General features: G+C 57.4%; 17 protein-coding genes and 1 pseudogene. 8 read left to right on the top strand and 10 right to left on the bottom strand.

Features of this window, described 5'->3' with window-relative positions; translation table 11 throughout:
- The first annotated feature begins 90 nt into the window (after positions 1 to 90).
- The 3 genes from ABIE49_RS28910 to ABIE49_RS28920 all read left to right on the top strand — a co-directional run bounded on the left by ABIE49_RS28910 (position 91) and on the right by ABIE49_RS28920 (position 4,352).
- Positions 91 to 1,851, top strand: a complete 1,761-nt coding sequence (locus tag ABIE49_RS28910; protein ID WP_192740526.1) for a B12-binding domain-containing radical SAM protein — start codon at positions 91 to 93, stop codon at positions 1,849 to 1,851.
- A 294-nt stretch (positions 1,852 to 2,145) separates the two neighbouring features.
- On the top strand, positions 2,146 to 3,126 hold the full coding sequence (locus ABIE49_RS28915) for an ABC transporter substrate-binding protein (RefSeq protein ID WP_192740520.1): 981 nt from the start codon (positions 2,146 to 2,148) through the stop codon (positions 3,124 to 3,126).
- 239 nt (positions 3,127 to 3,365) lie between these two features.
- Positions 3,366 to 4,352, top strand: a complete 987-nt coding sequence (locus ABIE49_RS28920; RefSeq protein ID WP_192740519.1) for an ABC transporter substrate-binding protein — start codon at positions 3,366 to 3,368, stop codon at positions 4,350 to 4,352.
- Positions 4,353 to 4,496: 144 nt separating this feature from the next.
- Here the strand turns inward: ABIE49_RS28920 and ABIE49_RS28925 are convergent, their stop codons facing one another.
- Together ABIE49_RS28925 and fabI are read right to left on the bottom strand one after the other, a co-directional pair.
- Positions 4,497 to 4,718 carry a methyltransferase gene (locus ABIE49_RS28925; RefSeq protein WP_192740518.1) on the bottom strand — a complete coding sequence of 74 codons (222 nt, stop codon included), beginning with the start codon at positions 4,716 to 4,718 and terminating at the stop codon, positions 4,497 to 4,499.
- A 303-nt stretch (positions 4,719 to 5,021) separates the two neighbouring features.
- Complete coding sequence (gene fabI / locus ABIE49_RS28930) at positions 5,022 to 5,828, bottom strand: enoyl-ACP reductase FabI (protein ID WP_192740525.1); 807 nt, start codon at positions 5,826 to 5,828, stop codon at positions 5,022 to 5,024.
- Between the two features lie 238 nt (positions 5,829 to 6,066).
- Here fabI and ABIE49_RS28935 point away from each other — a divergent pair, with 238 nt between their 5' ends.
- On the top strand, positions 6,067 to 6,783 hold the full coding sequence (locus ABIE49_RS28935; RefSeq protein WP_210337569.1) for a hypothetical protein: 717 nt from the start codon (positions 6,067 to 6,069) through the stop codon (positions 6,781 to 6,783).
- 506 nt (positions 6,784 to 7,289) lie between these two features.
- Here ABIE49_RS28935 and ABIE49_RS28940 read toward each other — a convergent pair.
- A complete protein-coding gene (locus ABIE49_RS28940) occupies positions 7,290 to 7,550 on the bottom strand; it encodes a hypothetical protein (protein WP_192740517.1) in 261 nt (86 codons plus the stop codon).
- 266 nt (positions 7,551 to 7,816) lie between these two features.
- On the opposite strand from ABIE49_RS28940, the gene ABIE49_RS28945 reads away from it, so the two are divergent.
- Positions 7,817 to 8,104 (top strand): PilZ domain-containing protein, encoded by a 288-nt coding sequence (locus ABIE49_RS28945; RefSeq protein ID WP_192740516.1) that lies wholly within the window; start codon positions 7,817 to 7,819, stop codon positions 8,102 to 8,104.
- Between the two features lie 70 nt (positions 8,105 to 8,174).
- Here ABIE49_RS28945 and ABIE49_RS28950 read toward each other — a convergent pair whose 3' ends face one another.
- The 5 genes from ABIE49_RS28950 to ABIE49_RS28970 all read right to left on the bottom strand — a co-directional run bounded on the left by ABIE49_RS28950 (position 8,175) and on the right by ABIE49_RS28970 (position 12,025).
- Positions 8,175 to 8,378 carry a hypothetical protein gene (locus tag ABIE49_RS28950; RefSeq protein WP_192740515.1) on the bottom strand — a complete coding sequence of 68 codons (204 nt, stop codon included), beginning with the start codon at positions 8,376 to 8,378 and terminating at the stop codon, positions 8,175 to 8,177.
- 58 nt (positions 8,379 to 8,436) lie between these two features.
- Complete coding sequence (locus ABIE49_RS28955; RefSeq protein WP_192740514.1) at positions 8,437 to 10,023, bottom strand: recombinase family protein; 1,587 nt, start codon at positions 10,021 to 10,023, stop codon at positions 8,437 to 8,439.
- 55 nt (positions 10,024 to 10,078) lie between these two features.
- Positions 10,079 to 10,279: a hypothetical protein gene (locus ABIE49_RS28960; RefSeq protein ID WP_192740513.1), complete on the bottom strand. Its 201-nt coding sequence runs from the start codon at positions 10,277 to 10,279 to the stop codon at positions 10,079 to 10,081.
- A 665-nt stretch (positions 10,280 to 10,944) separates the two neighbouring features.
- The gene (locus ABIE49_RS28965; protein ID WP_192740512.1) at positions 10,945 to 11,361 is read right to left on the bottom strand and encodes a hypothetical protein; all 417 of its coding nucleotides are present in this window, start codon (positions 11,359 to 11,361) and stop codon (positions 10,945 to 10,947) included.
- Positions 11,362 to 11,821: 460 nt separating this feature from the next.
- Positions 11,822 to 12,025, bottom strand: a complete 204-nt coding sequence (locus ABIE49_RS28970) for a hypothetical protein (RefSeq protein WP_192740511.1) — start codon at positions 12,023 to 12,025, stop codon at positions 11,822 to 11,824.
- An 87-nt stretch (positions 12,026 to 12,112) separates the two neighbouring features.
- Here ABIE49_RS28970 and ABIE49_RS28975 point away from each other — a divergent pair, with 87 nt between their 5' ends.
- From ABIE49_RS28975 to ABIE49_RS28985, 3 genes are all read left to right on the top strand, one after another.
- Positions 12,113 to 12,433, top strand: coding sequence for a hypothetical protein (locus tag ABIE49_RS28975; RefSeq protein ID WP_192740510.1), 321 nt, complete (start codon positions 12,113 to 12,115; stop codon positions 12,431 to 12,433).
- Between the two features lie 415 nt (positions 12,434 to 12,848).
- Positions 12,849 to 13,250 (top strand): response regulator, encoded by a 402-nt coding sequence (locus tag ABIE49_RS28980; RefSeq protein WP_354067034.1) that lies wholly within the window; start codon positions 12,849 to 12,851, stop codon positions 13,248 to 13,250.
- 458 nt (positions 13,251 to 13,708) lie between these two features.
- The gene (locus tag ABIE49_RS28985) at positions 13,709 to 14,716 is read left to right on the top strand and encodes a transglycosylase (RefSeq protein WP_192740508.1); all 1,008 of its coding nucleotides are present in this window, start codon (positions 13,709 to 13,711) and stop codon (positions 14,714 to 14,716) included.
- Between the two features lie 71 nt (positions 14,717 to 14,787).
- On the opposite strand, the pseudogene ABIE49_RS28990 reads toward ABIE49_RS28985, so the two are convergent.
- Both ABIE49_RS28990 and ABIE49_RS28995 read right to left on the bottom strand, forming a co-directional pair.
- Positions 14,788 to 15,224 (bottom strand): annotated as a pseudogene (locus tag ABIE49_RS28990) (Dps family protein).
- A 195-nt stretch (positions 15,225 to 15,419) separates the two neighbouring features.
- On the bottom strand, positions 15,420 to 16,394 hold the full coding sequence (locus tag ABIE49_RS28995) for a tripartite tricarboxylate transporter substrate binding protein (protein WP_192740507.1): 975 nt from the start codon (positions 16,392 to 16,394) through the stop codon (positions 15,420 to 15,422).
- Between the last annotated feature and the right edge of the window lie 128 nt (positions 16,395 to 16,522).

A 16,522-nucleotide genomic window follows, 5' to 3' on the forward strand; every position in this document is an offset into this window, starting at 1 on the left:
TACCCATCTTCGGACAGTGATGTTACAGTCGGAGCGCAGAGGTATCTAGTTAGGTCGGTACTTTCCATATCGAGTTTGGATGCTGCTCCGATGAAATCGAACAAAAGATTTCAACTCGTCCTGATCAAGCCGTCGCATTACGACGATGACGGGTATGTCATTCGCTGGTGGCGCGGCGGGCTGCCTTCAAATTCGCTCGCTTGCCTTTATGGCATCACGCTGGAATGTCGCGAGCGCCAGGTTCTCGGCGCCGATTTCGACATCGACATTGAGGCGATCGACGAGACCAATTGGAGGGTCTCTGTCGAGGATCTGACGCGCAAGATCAAAGCGGCTGATGCCGGCATGGTGATGCTGGTCGGCGTGCAGTCCAACCAGTTTCCACGCTCACTCGATATCGCAAGACAGTTTCGTAGCCGAGGAGTCCAGGTCGCGATCGGTGGCTTCCATGTGTCCGGCACCCTTGCGATGTTGCCGGAGTGTGATCCCGGCGTGCAGGAGATGATGGAACTCGGCGTGTCGGTGTTCGCCGGCGAGGCAGAGGGCCGGCTTGAAGGCGTGTTGCAGGACGCGGTCAAAGGAGAACTCAAGCCGCTGTATAATTTCCTCGCCGACTTGCCACACCTCGAATGTCAGCCACTGCCGATCATTCCCAGCCAGCAAATCGAGCGGGTTATAGGCCACACCACCAGCTTCGATGCCGGGCGCGGCTGCCCGTTCCAGTGTTCGTTCTGCACGATCATCAATGTGCAGGGGCGAAAGTCGCGGCGCCGGACCGCGGACGACATCGAAGCAGTGATCCGCGGAAACGTTGCGCAAGGCATCTACGCGTTCTTCATCACGGACGACAATTTTGCGCGTAACAAGGACTGGGAGGCGCTGCTCGACCGGATTATCACGCTTCGCGAAAAGGAGGGTTGGGCGCTAAGCTTCACGATCCAGGTCGATACACTTTGTCACAAATTACCGAACTTCATCGACAAATGCGCTCAGGCCGGAGTTCGCCGATGTTTCATCGGCCTGGAAAATATCAACCCGGATAGCCTGCTTGGCGCCAAGAAGCGTCAGAATAAGATCACCGACTACCGCGAAATGATGCTGGCCTGGAAGCAGGCCAAGATCATGACGATTGGCGGCTACATCATCGGCTTCCCGAACGACACGCCGGCGTCTATCTTCCGCGACATTGAAATCATCCAGAACGAATTGCCTATCGACATTCTGGAGTTTTTCTTCCTCACACCGCTGCCCGGTTCGGAGGACCATAAGACACTATATTCGAAGGGCGTCGTGATGGATCCGGACCTCAACAAATACGATCTGGATCACGTCACGGCCGCGCATTCCAACATGTCCAAGGCGGAGTGGGAAGGCGCTTACAAGCTGGCCTGGAACACCTACTACAGTTGGGAGCACATCGAATCCATGATGCGGCGTGCTGCGGCCATGGGCAACAGCGTCGGCAAGATCAAGACCTATGTGCTCTATTTCAAGGGTTACCATCCGATCGAGCGCGTTCACCCGCTCGAGGGCGGCGTTCTACGGTTAAAGCGTCGGGATGAGCGCCGGCCGCATCTGCCGGTCGAACCGGTTTGGTTATTCTATCCACGCTATTTTGCGGAAACCGCGTTGAAGGCCGTGCGATGGGCAGCACTCGCGATCCGTCTGGAACGGCTTGCGTACAAGGTCAAAAACGATCCGCAGCGGCTCAAATATATGGATAAGGCGCTGACACCGGTAGTCAATGAAGTCGATAGCCTTGAATTGTACAAAACCAGGTCCAGCCAGGCTTTTCTCGATCAGCGGCGACACATAGAAGAGGCGCAAAAGCCCAAGCTCGCAGCCCGGTAGCCTGCTTGGTATTTTCAAATCCGTGCAAAATTGCTCGCGCACGTTCACGAGATGGTGGATTGGTGACTCAGTGAATGAGTCCGCTCATGGCACAAAGCGTCAGTTTGCGCGGTGCAAGGCCATGTCCGTAGTTGGGGGAAAGCCGACGTGCCGGTTGAATGCCCGATCTTCTCAGTTTGACCCATCCGCGACATTGGCCGCGCCCAGTAGCATTACCCTTGATGCTGGTTTTAGCTCTATCAACGTACCTGTCTGAGCCGCTAAGATGCCAAATCGTGAGCCTTGGGATTGGCAATGCAGCGGCGCGAGTTCATCGGGCTTCTCGGCGGGGCAGCGGCGGTATGGCCGATTGTCGTTCTGGCACAGAAAACGCCTATCGTTATTGGAGTTCTCGGTGGCCACGCGCAGCCAGTCGGGGATGACCCTCAGCGTAATGCCTTCCGGCAAGGTCTCCTCGACTATGGCTTGGTTGAAGGCCGCGACTATGTCCTCGAGGAGCGTTTCGCGGGGGGCGACAATACCCGCGTTATAGAGCTCGCAAATGAACTCGCAAGGTCAAAGGTGCGAATGATCGTTGCGAACACTCCTGCTGGAGTACGTGCCGCCCAACGTCTTGATCCGCCTATCCCCGTCCTTATGATGGTCATGAATGATCCGGTTGGCGCTGGTCTGGTTGCGAGTCTCGCCAATCCAGGCAACCACACGTCCGGAACCGCAAGTCTGAACCAGGACCTGACCCCAAAGATGTTGGAGTTCGTGCGCGAAATTTTCCCGAAGGCGCGCGTGATCGGGGCCTTGTTCAATCCTGCAAATCCGACTAGCCCCGTCATGATGGAAAGCCTTCGCGTGAACGGAGATCGCACGGGAATGGACGTGTTCCCCTTCGCACTGGAGCCGCGAACCGACCTTGAAGCGTTGTTTGCCACGCTCGCGAGCCGACACTTAGATGCACTGCAGGTAATTAGTGATCCGTCTATTAACGATGTGCGGTATCGCCTCGCCGAGCTTGCGTTAGCGCATCGGCTTCCGCTGTTCTCAACGAGTTCGTTGTTTGCGGAAGCTGGGTGCCTTATCAGCTACGGCGCATCGGTGAACAAAATTCTTCGCCGAATGGGGTACTACGTGAAGAAGATCCTAGACGGAGCCGAAGCCGGCAAACTACCCGTCGAGCAGCCGACAAACGTGGAGCTAATCATCAACCTCAAGACAGCGAAGGCCCTTGGCATTACCGTCCCGCTCTATCTGGTGGGGCGCGCCGACGCGGTGATCGAATAGTATCCTTGCTGCGGTGCATGGGTCCATGGCACGAAGCAGAAAAGCCGAACCGATCTGGCGATGTCCGTTGACGGGGGTAGACCGGAAGTGGCTGGCCGACCGTCAGACCGACGTGAATGACCCGAAGCGGACAATCTTGATCCGCCGGTCGGCCTGAAGCTGCTATAACTTAGATCTCGGGGCCAAGGTGCTCGGCCTCGCGATTGCGGAATGTTCCTGTGCGACGGCACGGTGATCGGATGAGGCGATTTCTCGCTACGGTGCCGGTCCTTCTGGTTGTGCTGCTTGCCTTCGCGTCGGCGGCCACAGCTCAAGCCGTGCGTAAAGTGGCGCACGTAGGGATGCTGTGCCCCAATTTGTGTGCACCGGGGCCGGTTAGCAACGCTCTATCGGACGAGCTTCGCAAGCTCGGCTGGCTCGAGGGTACCACCATCGTCATCGAGCGTAAGGAAGCGGGTGGCCGCTTCGATCGGCTGCCGACGCTCGCCGCTGATCTTGTGCGATCGAAACCCGATCTCATCGTCGCCTTCGCTCCTCAACCCGTGCGCGCCGTTAAGGAAGCGACCTCCGAGATACCAATTGTAATGATCTTCGTCGCCGATCCGGTCGGTTTGGGACTTGCGTCAAGCCTCGCTCATCCGGGCGGAAACCTAACTGGTGTTGCCACGCTGGTGGCTGGAGGCGATTTCGCGGGAAAGGCGTTTGGCATTATTCGAGAACTTTTGCCACAGGCGAAGCGTTTGGCAGCTTTCATCAATCCTTCAAACGAAGTCCATCGGCTGGGATTAAGGGACTTACTATCTGCGGCTGCCACGCTCGGCTTTCAGCTCGACGTTATCGAGGTACGTAAAGCAGAGGAAGTTCCTGGCGCAATTGCCACCGCTAAAGCCGGAGGGGCGGAAGCATTGTACGTAGCGGGTGACACGATCCTTAACTCCCCAACGAGCCGGGTCTCCGAACTTGCGGTGCAAGCAGGGTTGCCGCCGATCTTTTTGGCGGGCGCCCGAGAGAGTGGCGGATTCATTTCTTACGGTCCTGACTACGCCGCCTTGGCGCGTCGCGGCGCCCACTATATCGATCGAATTCTCAAAGGCACCAAACCGGCCGATCTTCCAATTGAGCAGCCCACCAAATTCTTGCTTGCCATCAACCTCAAGACCGCGAAATCGCTTGGTATTGAAGTCCCGCCGTTGCTTCTCGCCCGCGCCGACGAGGTGATCGAATAAGGCTTGTCACTTCCGGTTTTGGCACCTTTGAGACATGCCCGCCTATCCTTAGAATGTCCGTTCACCGGGGTAGACCGGAAGTCACTGTGGTCCAGCCAAAGCGACGTGAATGACCCCCAATGGACGTCCCACATCCACTCTTGCTCAAGCCACCACGGCCTCCACGATGCTCGCCGCAGAGCTGGTTGGGACAACCCGCGTTAGCCGGAAACCGGCCTTGGTCAGAAGCGACCCGTATTCGACTTCGGTTCGCTCCTGACCTCCCATACTAACGAGCATCGTCATGTCGAGCATTTTCCCTGGATGCGGGGTGTCGCCGAGGGGCAGCACCATTTCGACGAGGAGCAGACGACGGGCCGGGTTCATTGCCTTGCATGACGTCCCCTTTGCATAACGGGGATGCCGGCCGTGGCCCGTTCGTGGCTCGAGCTGACTTGTTCACAAGTTGAGTGGTTCGGTGAACGATACGAAGCACCACCACGAATGCTCAGCCGCCGTCTTCGTGGGTACGGGCACCTGTAGCCGCTCGCTACCGACGAGCGGCTAACCTCCGGCGAACTTGAAGCCCCGAACGTCGTCCGGGGCCTTTTTTTGTTGCGAAGCCAGTCGGAGAGTAAATTGACATTGCGGCGATCCTACTTTCCCGAGCATCGCCAGATGAGGATAGCGCTAGTCGACAACGTGATATCCCCCGTCGATGTAGATGGTATCGCCGGTGATCAGCCGGGCTACGTCGTGGGCTAAAAACGCCGTGGCAGCTCCAACGTCTTCTATGCTCACGAGCCCGCGTGCCGGGGCCTTGGCCTTGGCTTTTTCGAGCAGCTTGTCAAACTCGGGAATGCCAGAGGCGGCTCGGGTGGCGAGAGGGCCAGGGGAGATGGCATGCACGCGAATGCCTTTCGGTCCAAGCTCCGCGGATACGTATCTGACCGCGCTTTCAAGGGCCGCCTTGGCAACGCCCATAATATTATAATTCTTCACGACGGTCCGGCTGCCGTAATACGTCATCGTAAAGAGGGTTCCGCCCTTCTTCATCAATGGTTCAGCCAGCTGAGCCATCTGAAGGAATGTCCAGCACGAGACGTGCATGGTGGTGAGAAACCCATCCAAGGGCACGTCGACCACACGCCCATGAAGTGCCTGCTGCGGCGCGAACGCGATCGAATGCACGACGAAATCCAGCTCGCCCCATTCCTTCTTGATACGCTCGAATACCGCCTCCATTTGTCCGGGCACCCGGGCATCAAGCGGCATCACAATGGATGACTCGAGCGCGCGCGCCAACGGATCAACGTGCTTTTTGGCCTTGTCGTTGAGATAGGTGACGGCCAGATCGGCGCCAAATGCTCGGAAGGCGGCGGCGCAACCCCATGCGATGGATTGATCGTTCGCAATGCCTACCACAAGTCCCTTCTTGCCCTCCAGCAGCTTTGCCTTTACGGCCGGAATCAACCTAGCCTTGCCATTGTTCGGCATTTCGAGGGGCTCACCGCGCGCGTATCGTTCGGCAGCCTGTTTCAAGATCGCGAAGGCTTGGCGTCGATCCTTAGCCTCGGCGGTCCTTGCTATCTCATGGTCGTTCATTTTCAACTGACCCTCACCCCACGGAGCAACGCTGATTTCGAACCGGTTATTGCCGAGGGTCGTAAAGAACTGCTGAACCGTCGAGCCCTTGCCGACCGCCTGGGCAAGTGGAAAGGTTTCAACGCGCACGATGCTGCGCAATTGGACCATCGTGTGGTTCGGCAATTTTTTTGGATCGCTTGGGCTCGAGGCAATCAAGTCTCTCGACTGGAAGAAGGCCGTCGGAGCCGCTTTGGTAAAAGCAAAATACGTGACGCTCGAGTTTCTCAACGATGACAAGGCAACGGGAGCAGATGGGCTGACAGCCCTGGCGGGCGAACTAAATAAGCTAGCGCGCGACACCGATATCAAACATTTGCCGGATTATCCCCCCATCCACGAAGGGCGCCTAATTTCTTCTTTGGACAAGATCCAAGACGCGAAGCGGCTTCTTGCGCCAGGCGATCGTCTGACGGTCGAAACAGACGGCCGTGTTTACGAAGTGAATCTAGCCAGCACATGGGCGCCCGCTGAAACCATCGTCGTTGAGGACACACGGCAAACTCGGAGCGAGGGCCAAGCAATCCTTGGAATACGGAAGCCCGATTTGTTGGGTGAGGCCATGTGGCAGTTCAGCCACGGCAAGTTCAATTTGTCGGCACCCATTTTAGACGAGGGGTGGCTGGCAAATTTTCACGGTGGCCGCATTCCGCTGTACTCGGGCGACAGCTTGCGTTGCAAAGTTGCCTTCACCTACGTCTATGACATGAAGGGTGAGTTGATTGAACAAAAGACCGAAGTTCTTGAGGTGTTGGAAATTATTCACGCTCACGGGCCTCAAGCCGGCTTCAATTTTGATAGATCATAGATAGCCGCGCGCCGGCGCGGGTAGGGCAAGACCATTGGAGCAAAAGCCAAAATTATAGACGGCCGGTTTAGTACATGACCTTGGTTTGCCCGCATTGAGCGCATCGCCGATGGCGGGCGAGGGGTGCGCTGGCCCATAAAAGCCGAGCATGCAGCATGTTCCAAGCCTTGCACGCGATCTGATCCGCGTTCTCGCGCGCCCGCGGGCCGGGGCGGGTGGTGCGATTTAGAAAGCGGTCTTAGTTCTTCGATTGCGACGCACCGAACTTGCGTTGCCAACCGTCAGGCACTGGGTGAACTTTCTGATATGTATGTGAGCTGACGCACAGTGCTCGGTCGCGATAGGTCGGACAACGCGGTTTCCCGTGGATGGAGGGTTCAGCCATGACCGAATCTGCCAAGCGACGCATAACAGTTGATGTGATAATCCTAGCGGTGGGAGCGGCAATCTTGATCGTTTCTGCCTTTGTGGGCGTGCTATAACTGAAGGGGCGGCTTTTCGCGTTCTCAAGCGAACAGTCCGGCACCGGCCGGCGTAAACCTCACGAAGGTTCCGGACTCGTGCAGCAACAGCCAACCGCGCGATATCGCCAGATCAAGCCCGGCTTTGTATTCGGCTGGGGTGGCGCGCTCCTGGTACAGCATCGGCGCGTTTATCTTCTCGATGTAAATCTTTCCGTCTACCGGCTCGGTCGCTTTGGCGATCTCCAGCAGCTTGCGCGCGGCGGCTTCCGGATCGGCATAGGGTCGATCAGTGCTGAACTTCATGCGTGCCGCAAATCCATGTGTGCATCCTGAACGTGACGATCGGTTACCGCCATATCGATCGTGGCGCCACAGAAACAGCATGCCCGTCTACTAGTCGATTGCGTCGGCAGCGGAAGGCCAGCGTCATGCATGGGCGCATCTCCGGGTTTACCCATGCTTAACCAAACTGGCGCAGGCTGAATCTGCTGGATTGAGCGTGTTTTGAAAAGCCGTCGTCGGACTGACACCGATGGCGGCTTTTCTCGCAGGGCGCGAGCAAAGCGGTCATGACGGAAAAGCGCAAGGCACATAGGGTCGTATTCGAGAAGGGATTTACGGCCAACATGATGGCGATCGACGGAACTTGGCGTCGACCCTGTACAATGCTGGATGCGTCGGATACCGGCGCCAGACTTTCAATCGACGGCTCGGTTGAAGGTCTTGCCATGAAGGAGTTTTTCCTGGTGCTGTCGACTATGGGAAAAGCATATCGGCGGTGCGAACTCGCTTGGGTCAATGGCGATCAGGTTGGCGTCCATTTTATCAAGCCCGGCGAGAAGAAGAAAACCTCCTAAGAGCGGCATTCGGCACCAGGGTAGGACTGGCGGGCACTTGCCCGCGTCGAACTAGCGTTGCCAGCCCCTGTCAGCCACCCGACGCGGCGCCCTTCTTCACGATCTGATATCCGTTGGCTGCCAGATCCTGAAGGATGGCCTTGGCGATATGTATGCTTTGGTCCGGCGCGATCCATTCGTAATCCAGGTTCGGGCCGCCATCGCCCTCGGGGTACTTGATAAAAGCCGTGTGGATCGCATTGGTAATGAGAATTTCAACCGCCTGGTCTGACATCTGTTAAGTCTCCTATGTGCTCACCGAGCCTATGCCAGCGCGCAAGGATGGCAAAATGTCAGCGAGTCGGACCGCGCGCGTCGCCATTGATTCGATGAATGATTGCCTTGGCGAGCTGCGCGGTTGATCCAAAACGACACCCGTCAAACCGCTGCAGCCCCGCATCCATGAAGCGAATTTTCGACGTTGTCATTGCCTTGGTCGGTATTAGAAAGTAATCGAGTATGCCGTTGTTCCCTTCATCAAGCCGGATCGCGACGATATAGCCCCTGGGCAAAACAGTGCGGCGATTGATCGTCCAGATCAACTTTCTATCTGGCGCTCGCCAAGAGCGGGCAAGGCGAAGCGAGAAAACGAAACGCTTGTTGATCCTGAGCACGTCCTCCCCAGGCTCGAACTTGGCTACCGCTCCAGCCCCCTCAAGTCGACAAATGAGGTCGGCGGCGTTGTTCTGCAATAGCGCGCTAAACTCACTCTTTCGTTCGATCCAGTCTGTATCCCACGCGAGCTTATAGCCAATCAGCCGATAGGCGTTTCGCATACTGCCGAAGCGCTCATCGTAAACATTGACGCTTGGAACGCCCAAGGTACGATTCATGATGGCCTGACTGAGGCGGCCTTCCTTTTGGAGAAGGGTCTTCAATCTCGACAACAATTCGTCGTCACTGAGATGTTCCCACCGGCGCTTCATGCGCTGTTGCGCATCGTGGAACACGTCGGGATCGATTGCCGCTGGGATCGCACCCTTGTTTCTGACCCACAGGTTGGGTGCGTTCTTCGTCGCCTTTCCGCGCAGTAGAGAGGATTCGCGGTTGTATACGGTGTTACCAATGAAATTTTCATTGAGCAGGATGTATTTCACCATACCCCTAGTCCACGGCCGCCCGCGATGATTGGGAAGGCCATCACGATTTAGACCTCGCGCTATTTTCTCTGCTGATTTTCGGTGATCGACGAACTCGCTGAATATTCGTCGGACGACTTGGATTTCATCCGGGTGTCCGAGACGCAATACCACCCGGTCTGTTTTCAGATACTTCTCTTGACCGCGATCGAGGTATCCCTTGGAAACTCGATCTTCATCAACCAATTCACGTCGCAGGCCAAAGCTTAACGGGCCACCTTGTCGAAATCCCAGTGAGGCGCCGCGCAGCTTGGCTGCGTGGATCTTGACGGACAACTCTCGGCTAAATTCGGCGGCCATTACACGCTTTAGGTTTTTGACGATGCTTGAAAGCAGGCTTCCATCGTTGTCAAACTGTTCGGCGCAATATGAGACGCGGACACCGTTTTGTTTGCAGATGAATTCGTAGTACGCACTTTCGTCGGTATCCTGAAAGCGCCCCCATCGGCTGACGTCGTAAACCAGGATATGATCGAAGTTGGCGCGTCCCGATTGAACATCATCGATCAGTTCGATAAGTCCCGTTCGCCCCTTGATCCGCAAGCCGCTGCGGCCCTCATCCATATAGGTTCGGACAATGGTCAGGTTTTTCTGCTGTGCGTAGACGGCTATCGCCGCGGCTTGGTTCTGGATTGAGTAGCGTTGATAATCGGTGGACATTCGAACGTACTGGGCGGCGAAAAGCGCTTTGTTGCGCTTCGCCAGATCGGTTCCCTTGCGCACCACAAGCGAATTGGCCATCGACCGAGTCCGGTTGGCTAAGACAATTTAGCAAATCGTCGCCACGAGAACAACGCTAGCCGCGAAGCTTGAGCCAGGCCTGCAAAGCCAGCGCAGCGATGAAGAGAAGCGACGCAAGTAGGCCTACTATTCCTGATGGCCGCCGTGCGAAATACAGGCTGACTAACGTGATGACTGCCGCCAATTTACGACCAAAGGCCCGTTCCAGGCGGGGAGCATTGGCAAGCACGGTTCCGACTTCGGATTCATTAGACATGGCTTCTCCTCCGGCGCATGCGATTGCAGGGCCGCTACGTAGATTTGAAGGATGGGTTGGGGCCGCTCGGGATCGCCATCGCGAACTCGGGGAGCGGCATTGAAGCAACGTGCCGGTGATTTGCCCGACGTGGCAAGCCCTATTTTTCCGCGTCTTGATCGTGCGCGGCTTTAGCTTTCCCGCTTCATGCCAAGACGTCTGGCGCAAATGCTTCCAACCAGATCGGGGCCCATGACTTGGCCAGTTCCACTTGTGTCTTCGGTCGCGAGTCTTGTCACGATGCCAGATGCCGACGCTATAACGCTAACTTTGCAATAGGTTGTGCTGACGGTCCCGCTGCTAAAACGTCTATTCCCGCTCATCTCAATCTCGGTTTCGGCGGCTAGCTGCCAGACGTAGGATGTCTCGCCAGAGTTCATTCTGAACGATGACGTTGGCGGTCCAAACTGAACTACCAGAGCGTCAACATTTTTCCCAATGTATTGATCGCTCAAGCGCGTCGCCACCTCCTGCTTGGTGGCGAAACAGCCGCCCAAAAACACGCAAAGCGTCGTGGCTAACAGGACACGCATTTTCAGTGATTCCCCCGGTTCGCAAGATTCAAGCGCAACCATAGGACGAGCGCAACGGTAATTCCACGGCGCACCCGGTTCGGTTTGTTGTGTCTAATCCCGTTCTCCCGGCCACCAAGTTGACGGTGGATCGTTCGCCGATATCTTGGTCGGCCGCAGGGTCACGAGATGGCTGCGCTTGTAGGGATAGCGGCGAACCTGCGAGCAGTCCCGACAACGCATGTACCGCTCCAGTTCATGAATTGGGGTCGCCTTCGGTCGGCGGACGGTGTTCAGCGCCACCGTCTGATGCGTTTTGCAGCCGAGGCATTTGACTTCGAGGTAGAGGTAGCCAGCGTTGAGCGCGTCGCCGAACGCGGGCGAGGGCTGGGCAGGGCCCTGGAAGCCGAGCATGCGCTTGTTCCAGGCCTCGCAGGCCAACCGGTCGGCGGCCTTGCGCGCGCGGACCGCATCCTGAGCGGCTGCCCGGATCGACGCGCCGTAGATGGATTCCCGTGACTTGGTGCCCATGGTTCATTGAAGCGCGGCAGAGCGCCTAAGGGAAGCCGCTACAGATTGCGGCTTGACGACGTCGGCGACCCAAGGAAACCTATGACGTCAGAGCCGCCAACTTGAGGCGTTGAAATGCCCGTCAAGCATGAGAAAGCCAAGATAACCGCCGGTGCCATTACCGCCGTTGTTATCGTCGGGTTGGTTGCGGTGATCGCGCTGGGGTTTCTGATGGTGCCGCCGCCGTAAGGAAGAGGCTGCCGGTCGTGGCGGCCTTACTGGTCAGCCGAACTGTCGGGCCGCCGCCAAGAGTAGGGCTGCGGCGACAGCGAGCGCTACGGCAGCGAGTACGCCCTTCAAGAGCCCTTGGCCCGACGTGGGGACGATGAAGGCTGTGGCTAATAGCGCCAGGCCAGCAGCCGCAGCGGCAGCATAGGTAAAAGTCAAAGCGCCACCTCTCTGTCCTCCAGGCGATCCATGGTCATTTGGTTTTCGCCTTCAGCCCGATCTCAACCAAGCGGCGGATGGCTTCGGAGCGGCTGGGCTTGTCTTCTTGCTTCGTGGCCCAGTCGTCGACGGCACCGGAAATGGTCGGCGGAAGCCGCACCGCGCTGACCGGGTGCACTCCGCCCTTCTTTTTCGGGCGTCCGACGGACTTTTTGTTTACAGAAATTGACTTCTTCATAATTTAAGTTTACAGAAATATCGAGCCGAGGGGAAGCGCTAACTTCCGTTCGGCCCTAACTCAGACCAGCTGGAAGGGAGGGACATGATGTCGTCGACCCCCATTGATACTTACGGCGTGCACGAGGTCTTCTGCGAAGCGTTGGGCCGCGTTGATCGCATCGGCCCAAACCGCCGGCTCGTCTTCGTCATCACCCAGCCGACACTCTCCAGTGAAGGCGGTCGCGAACAGGTGGCGGTGCTTAAGATCGCGATGTCGGCGGAGGCGGCGTTTCAAGCAGCCCAAGTGATCCTCAACGATGGCGGCCAGCCGTTGGCTGCGCTGGAATCTCTTGCGACCACTCGGGCCAACTCAGAATCGTCGATGCCGCGGACAGACCGCCGGGTCGCGCCGGCGGGTTTTCTTTGACCGCGCACACGAACCCCTACACGAGGCTGACAATGGCGAGGACTAATTCGGGGCCGAATTCGCTCGACGCCAGCGCGATCAACGTTCCGGCACAGACGGCCAAAATGGCGGTTACTGTGAAAGCAATCATTTTGAAAATCCCCTGTTTTCAGTGACGAGGAGACTGCTCCGGCTTCGTTTCCGGACGACTGCGTGGGGAAGGGCAATCGGTTTCGTTCACCTAGACGTTATCTTCCGTAGGAATGTCGAAATGATGTGCGATCGGGGCCCGTCAGGCGGCCCTTGGACGCGGAGAAGCGTTCATCGATTATCGCGAGACCGGCGTCGTTTGCAGGATCTTGGCGCCTTTGGGCACGATTACGGGAAGCGTGCCGGACATTCTTTCATAATGTCCGGATACGCGGAGGAGCAGTATTTGAGCAAGCGGGAAAAATCGAATCGCAAGGTCCTCGTCGTTGAAGACGAGATGATGATCGCGATGCTGATCGAGGACATGCTCGACGAATTTGGTTGCGAGCTGGTCGGGCCGGCCACCAACGTTCCGCGCGCGCTGGAGCTTATCGGCAAGGAAATAGTGGATGTAGCGGTCCTCGACCTGAACCTCGATGGCAAGGACACTTATGCAATAGCCGACGCGCTCCGCCAGAACAACGTGCCTTTCATCTTTGCGACCGGGTATGGATCGACGGGGATGCGTCCAGAGTATGGAGATCGCCCTGTGCTGCAGAAGCCTTTTCAAGCGAAAGATCTCGAAACTGCGCTCGCGGAAGCGTTGGCCGGTTCGAATGTGATCGCCGGTGATAACATAGGAGCTTGAGCGTATCTGCTTGATGTTGCCTTGCTGTAACAGCATTTGCGCAGCTTCCGCGTTTTGCCTTTCAGCGGGCTCGAATCGCTCTCGCGCGAAATGATGAAGGGGCAGATCACGCTCAAGGTGCAACCGACGTTGTCTCGAAGTCGCGGAACGCGCGATTATGGAACGGCCGCTTCTGGTGCAAAGCTGACCTTGTCCTGCCGCTTCAGCTGAAGTTTACCGATCATTAACCATACCGACTCATCCTGAACGTTCTTCCGGATGGAGCGATATCGATAGATGGCCCTGGGGGCTCCATGTTGCCTGTGGCACATAGCGGGAAGAGATCCGACGCGTGGCGAGCTGAAAGTCTGATTTCGCTTGCTCCACATATTAATATTAAGATTTTTGCATGGGGACTCACTGCAGGCCAAAGAACGCGCGAATAGGCTTCTTACGGAGCCTTCCATGGAGTTGGGGCAATGAAGGCTTTGCCGACCACTTGCATCGTGGGTCTTACCGCATTCATCGGATTCTATCTGGCCAGCGGAAACAGGCCGGTGCCGACCGTGCCTGATGCAGTGCCGGAAGCGGCTGCGAACGTGGTAGCGCCCGCGCTCTACGTGGAGGCATCGGCCAAACTTGCAGCAGCACTTCAGGCTGCGTCTGCCTCGGTGGCTTCAGCGGGTTCTGGACCGTTGATGGCCCGAGCCGAAATCGCCGCCGATTCCACCGGGCCAAAATTGGCGTCGCTGGGCGATCCGGATATTGCCCAGCCGCTGCCGACAGCACGAGATGCGTCCAATAATGCCCCCAAGACGACGCCGGCGACGCAGGATTTCCGGTATCTAGTCTACTACGTCTGGTCCGAACTGCCGCCCGCCCAGAAGCCGGCGGAGATCGTCTTGCGTTCATTCAAGGACATCCCGGTCGGAACGCCAATCGAGGAGATCAAGCGCGCTTCCGTCGCTTTCGGTCTGGATTTCAATTTCATGAAAGCGGTTGCCAAGATCGAATCCGGCTTCAACCCCAATCGACGCACCGGGTCGTATATCGGACTGTTTCAGCTGAGCGAAAAGGAGTTCGGCAAATTCGGCTTTGGGCAGATTCGCAGTCCCCGGGACAACGCCGTTGCGGCTGCCTACAAAGTCATTACCGAAGGCATCCTGTTCGAGTGGATCACGCACCGGAAGCCGGACCTGAGCGATCTCTACCTGATTCATCAGCAGGGATGGGAAGGCGCCGCCGAGCACATCAGCCAGCCCGATCGCATCGCCTGGAAATCCATGTGCGCCACCAGCGAAGGCAGGGAGAAGGGCGCGAAGTGGTGCAGACGCGCGATCTGGGGCAATACCCTTCCGGCCCTCAAGAAGGATTGGAAATCAGTGGACAAAGTGACATCGAGGGCGTTCGTCGGCATGTGGCGCGCGCGGGTGGCCGAATTCTACACGAAATATATGGCGACCGCCGACGGCGGGACGACCCCATAATTCCGCTGATAGCAGGGCCCTGGCCGACTGGCGGCGCTAACCGGACAGCCGACCAAAAACTCATTCCAACATCATCGCGTGGACTCGAACAACTCCCAAGTCCTTCGTTCAGTCTCGTCAATCCAGTTTTCCAACATGCTTGCAGTGGACTTGTCTCCCCTTTCTTCACGGAGTTGGTGGGTTGCCCGCATCCTGATCGCCAGCGACCGGTTATCTGAACTGAGTTCGGCAACTCGTTGTCGACCAGCCGCTGAAGCCGTGCAATATGGCCTATGGAACGAAGCCTGTTGCCGCCGATAGCGCGAGCGCGCTCGGCGATCGGATCCGTGATGGCCAGCAGGTCGGACGCCTGCTTGTCCAGCAAGAGATGGATGCTCCTGAAGTGAGGACCGGAAACATGCCAATGGAAATTTTCCGTCTTGAGGTACAGAGCGAAAACTTCCGCGAGCAAGACCGCGAGGGAAGCAGCAATTTCCCGCACGGCCGATTCCGCGATTCCCGAGGGCATGGCGAGTGCTTCCGGGAGTTCGAATTGCCGTCCGTAGTAAGAAGGGTCGATCTGGACATCTAAGCACCCCGAATGAAGCTCAGGAGATCCGCATTCAACTGGTCCTTGTGCGTATGCGGAAGCCCATGGGGCGCGCCCTATGCGGAGTTGTGGACTGTCACGCCAATGATGTCCGCTCTTGGCGATAAGGCTTCCTCATTTCTGCTCGCTTGCCTTCAGCTCGTCAGCTAGCGGCCGCAGGGCTTGCGACATGTCGTCGAGGCGCTTTTGCCATTCCGCGCCAGGCATGAAAGCGAGAACGGGCTCGTCGCCGGGCGAGCTCTTGATGTAGTCGGGATCCCGTATGCTATCAGCGATTGCGGCTTCAAGCTTTTTGACTATGTCATCGGGAACGCCCTTTGGCACGGCAAAGCCGCGCTCCGCCGTCATGATGATCGGGGCGCCTGCTTCCTCTGCCGTCGGCACGTCGGGGAGTGCCGGAGAGCGCTTCTTTGACAATATCGCAATGGCGCGGAGTGGCCCCTTATTGCCGCCGAGCAGCTCGCGAAGTTCGCTAAGGCTGACCATCCCGACCTCCAAATGGCCACCCAGAAGATCGGTTCTTTGCGCTGCTGTGCCTCTGTAGGAAATCTCGTTGGGCTCGACTTTGGCAGCGCTCGCCAGCATGCGGATCGCCAAATGGCCGTTCGTCCCCGCACCGTTGTGACCGAACGTTACCGAACCTGGCCTGCTACGCAGCGAAGCCAGAACGTCAGCAAGATTTCCAAATTTGCTTTCCGCACGCACTACCATCACGCTCTGGTCGTCAACTATGCGGGCAACCAACCGTATTTCATCCATGCTATATTGAGTTTTCCTCGTCATCGGTAGGAAGTTGTAGCCAGGCACGTTAACCACACCCATCGCGTAGGCATCGGGCGCGGCGCGAGCAATCGAGGCGAACGCGATCTCTCCACCGGCACCCGGCTTGTTTAGTACTACGAACTTGGCCTTTCCATCGAGCCGTTTTTCGACGAAAGGCAGTAGCTTGCGCGCCATTACGTCGGTCGCCCCGCCGGGCGCAAAACCGATGATAACTTCGATCGGTTTATCGTCAGGCCATGCCGCCAAGGCTGATCCGCAGGCTGCGACACCGAATGCCGTGACTAGTGCGAGGACGTTCTTATGCATGACAAATCCGTCCAATTGTGTTGTTAGCCGGGCACGCCGCCGAGGTGTCCCAACGATAAGTTTCGCGCATATTGTAACTCGCCGGCGATCTATTCGAAGAACTTTCATTGGCGAGGTTCACGCTCACG

Source organism: Bradyrhizobium sp. OAE829, from assembly GCF_040546575.1.
Classification (GTDB): Bacteria; Pseudomonadota; Alphaproteobacteria; order Rhizobiales; family Xanthobacteraceae; genus Bradyrhizobium.

Coding starts and splice junctions, on each gene's coding strand:
- ABIE49_RS28910 (WP_192740526.1), top strand. CDS start 91: ATGAAATCGAACAAAAGATTTCAACTCGTCCTGATCAAGCCGTCGCAT.
- ABIE49_RS28915 (WP_192740520.1), top strand. CDS start 2,146: ATGCAGCGGCGCGAGTTCATCGGGCTTCTCGGCGGGGCAGCGGCGGTA.
- ABIE49_RS28920 (WP_192740519.1), top strand. CDS start 3,366: ATGAGGCGATTTCTCGCTACGGTGCCGGTCCTTCTGGTTGTGCTGCTT.
- ABIE49_RS28925 (WP_192740518.1), bottom strand. CDS start 4,718: ATGAACCCGGCCCGTCGTCTGCTCCTCGTCGAAATGGTGCTGCCCCTC.
- fabI (WP_192740525.1), bottom strand. CDS start 5,828: ATGCCGAACAATGGCAAGGCTAGGTTGATTCCGGCCGTAAAGGCAAAG.
- ABIE49_RS28935 (WP_210337569.1), top strand. CDS start 6,067: ATGCTGCGCAATTGGACCATCGTGTGGTTCGGCAATTTTTTTGGATCG.
- ABIE49_RS28940 (WP_192740517.1), bottom strand. CDS start 7,550: ATGAAGTTCAGCACTGATCGACCCTATGCCGATCCGGAAGCCGCCGCG.
- ABIE49_RS28945 (WP_192740516.1), top strand. CDS start 7,817: ATGACGGAAAAGCGCAAGGCACATAGGGTCGTATTCGAGAAGGGATTT.
- ABIE49_RS28950 (WP_192740515.1), bottom strand. CDS start 8,378: ATGTCAGACCAGGCGGTTGAAATTCTCATTACCAATGCGATCCACACG.
- ABIE49_RS28955 (WP_192740514.1), bottom strand. CDS start 10,023: ATGGCCAATTCGCTTGTGGTGCGCAAGGGAACCGATCTGGCGAAGCGC.
- ABIE49_RS28960 (WP_192740513.1), bottom strand. CDS start 10,279: ATGTCTAATGAATCCGAAGTCGGAACCGTGCTTGCCAATGCTCCCCGC.
- ABIE49_RS28965 (WP_192740512.1), bottom strand. CDS start 11,361: ATGGGCACCAAGTCACGGGAATCCATCTACGGCGCGTCGATCCGGGCA.
- ABIE49_RS28970 (WP_192740511.1), bottom strand. CDS start 12,025: ATGAAGAAGTCAATTTCTGTAAACAAAAAGTCCGTCGGACGCCCGAAA.
- ABIE49_RS28975 (WP_192740510.1), top strand. CDS start 12,113: ATGTCGTCGACCCCCATTGATACTTACGGCGTGCACGAGGTCTTCTGC.
- ABIE49_RS28985 (WP_192740508.1), top strand. CDS start 13,709: ATGAAGGCTTTGCCGACCACTTGCATCGTGGGTCTTACCGCATTCATC.
- ABIE49_RS28995 (WP_192740507.1), bottom strand. CDS start 16,394: ATGCATAAGAACGTCCTCGCACTAGTCACGGCATTCGGTGTCGCAGCC.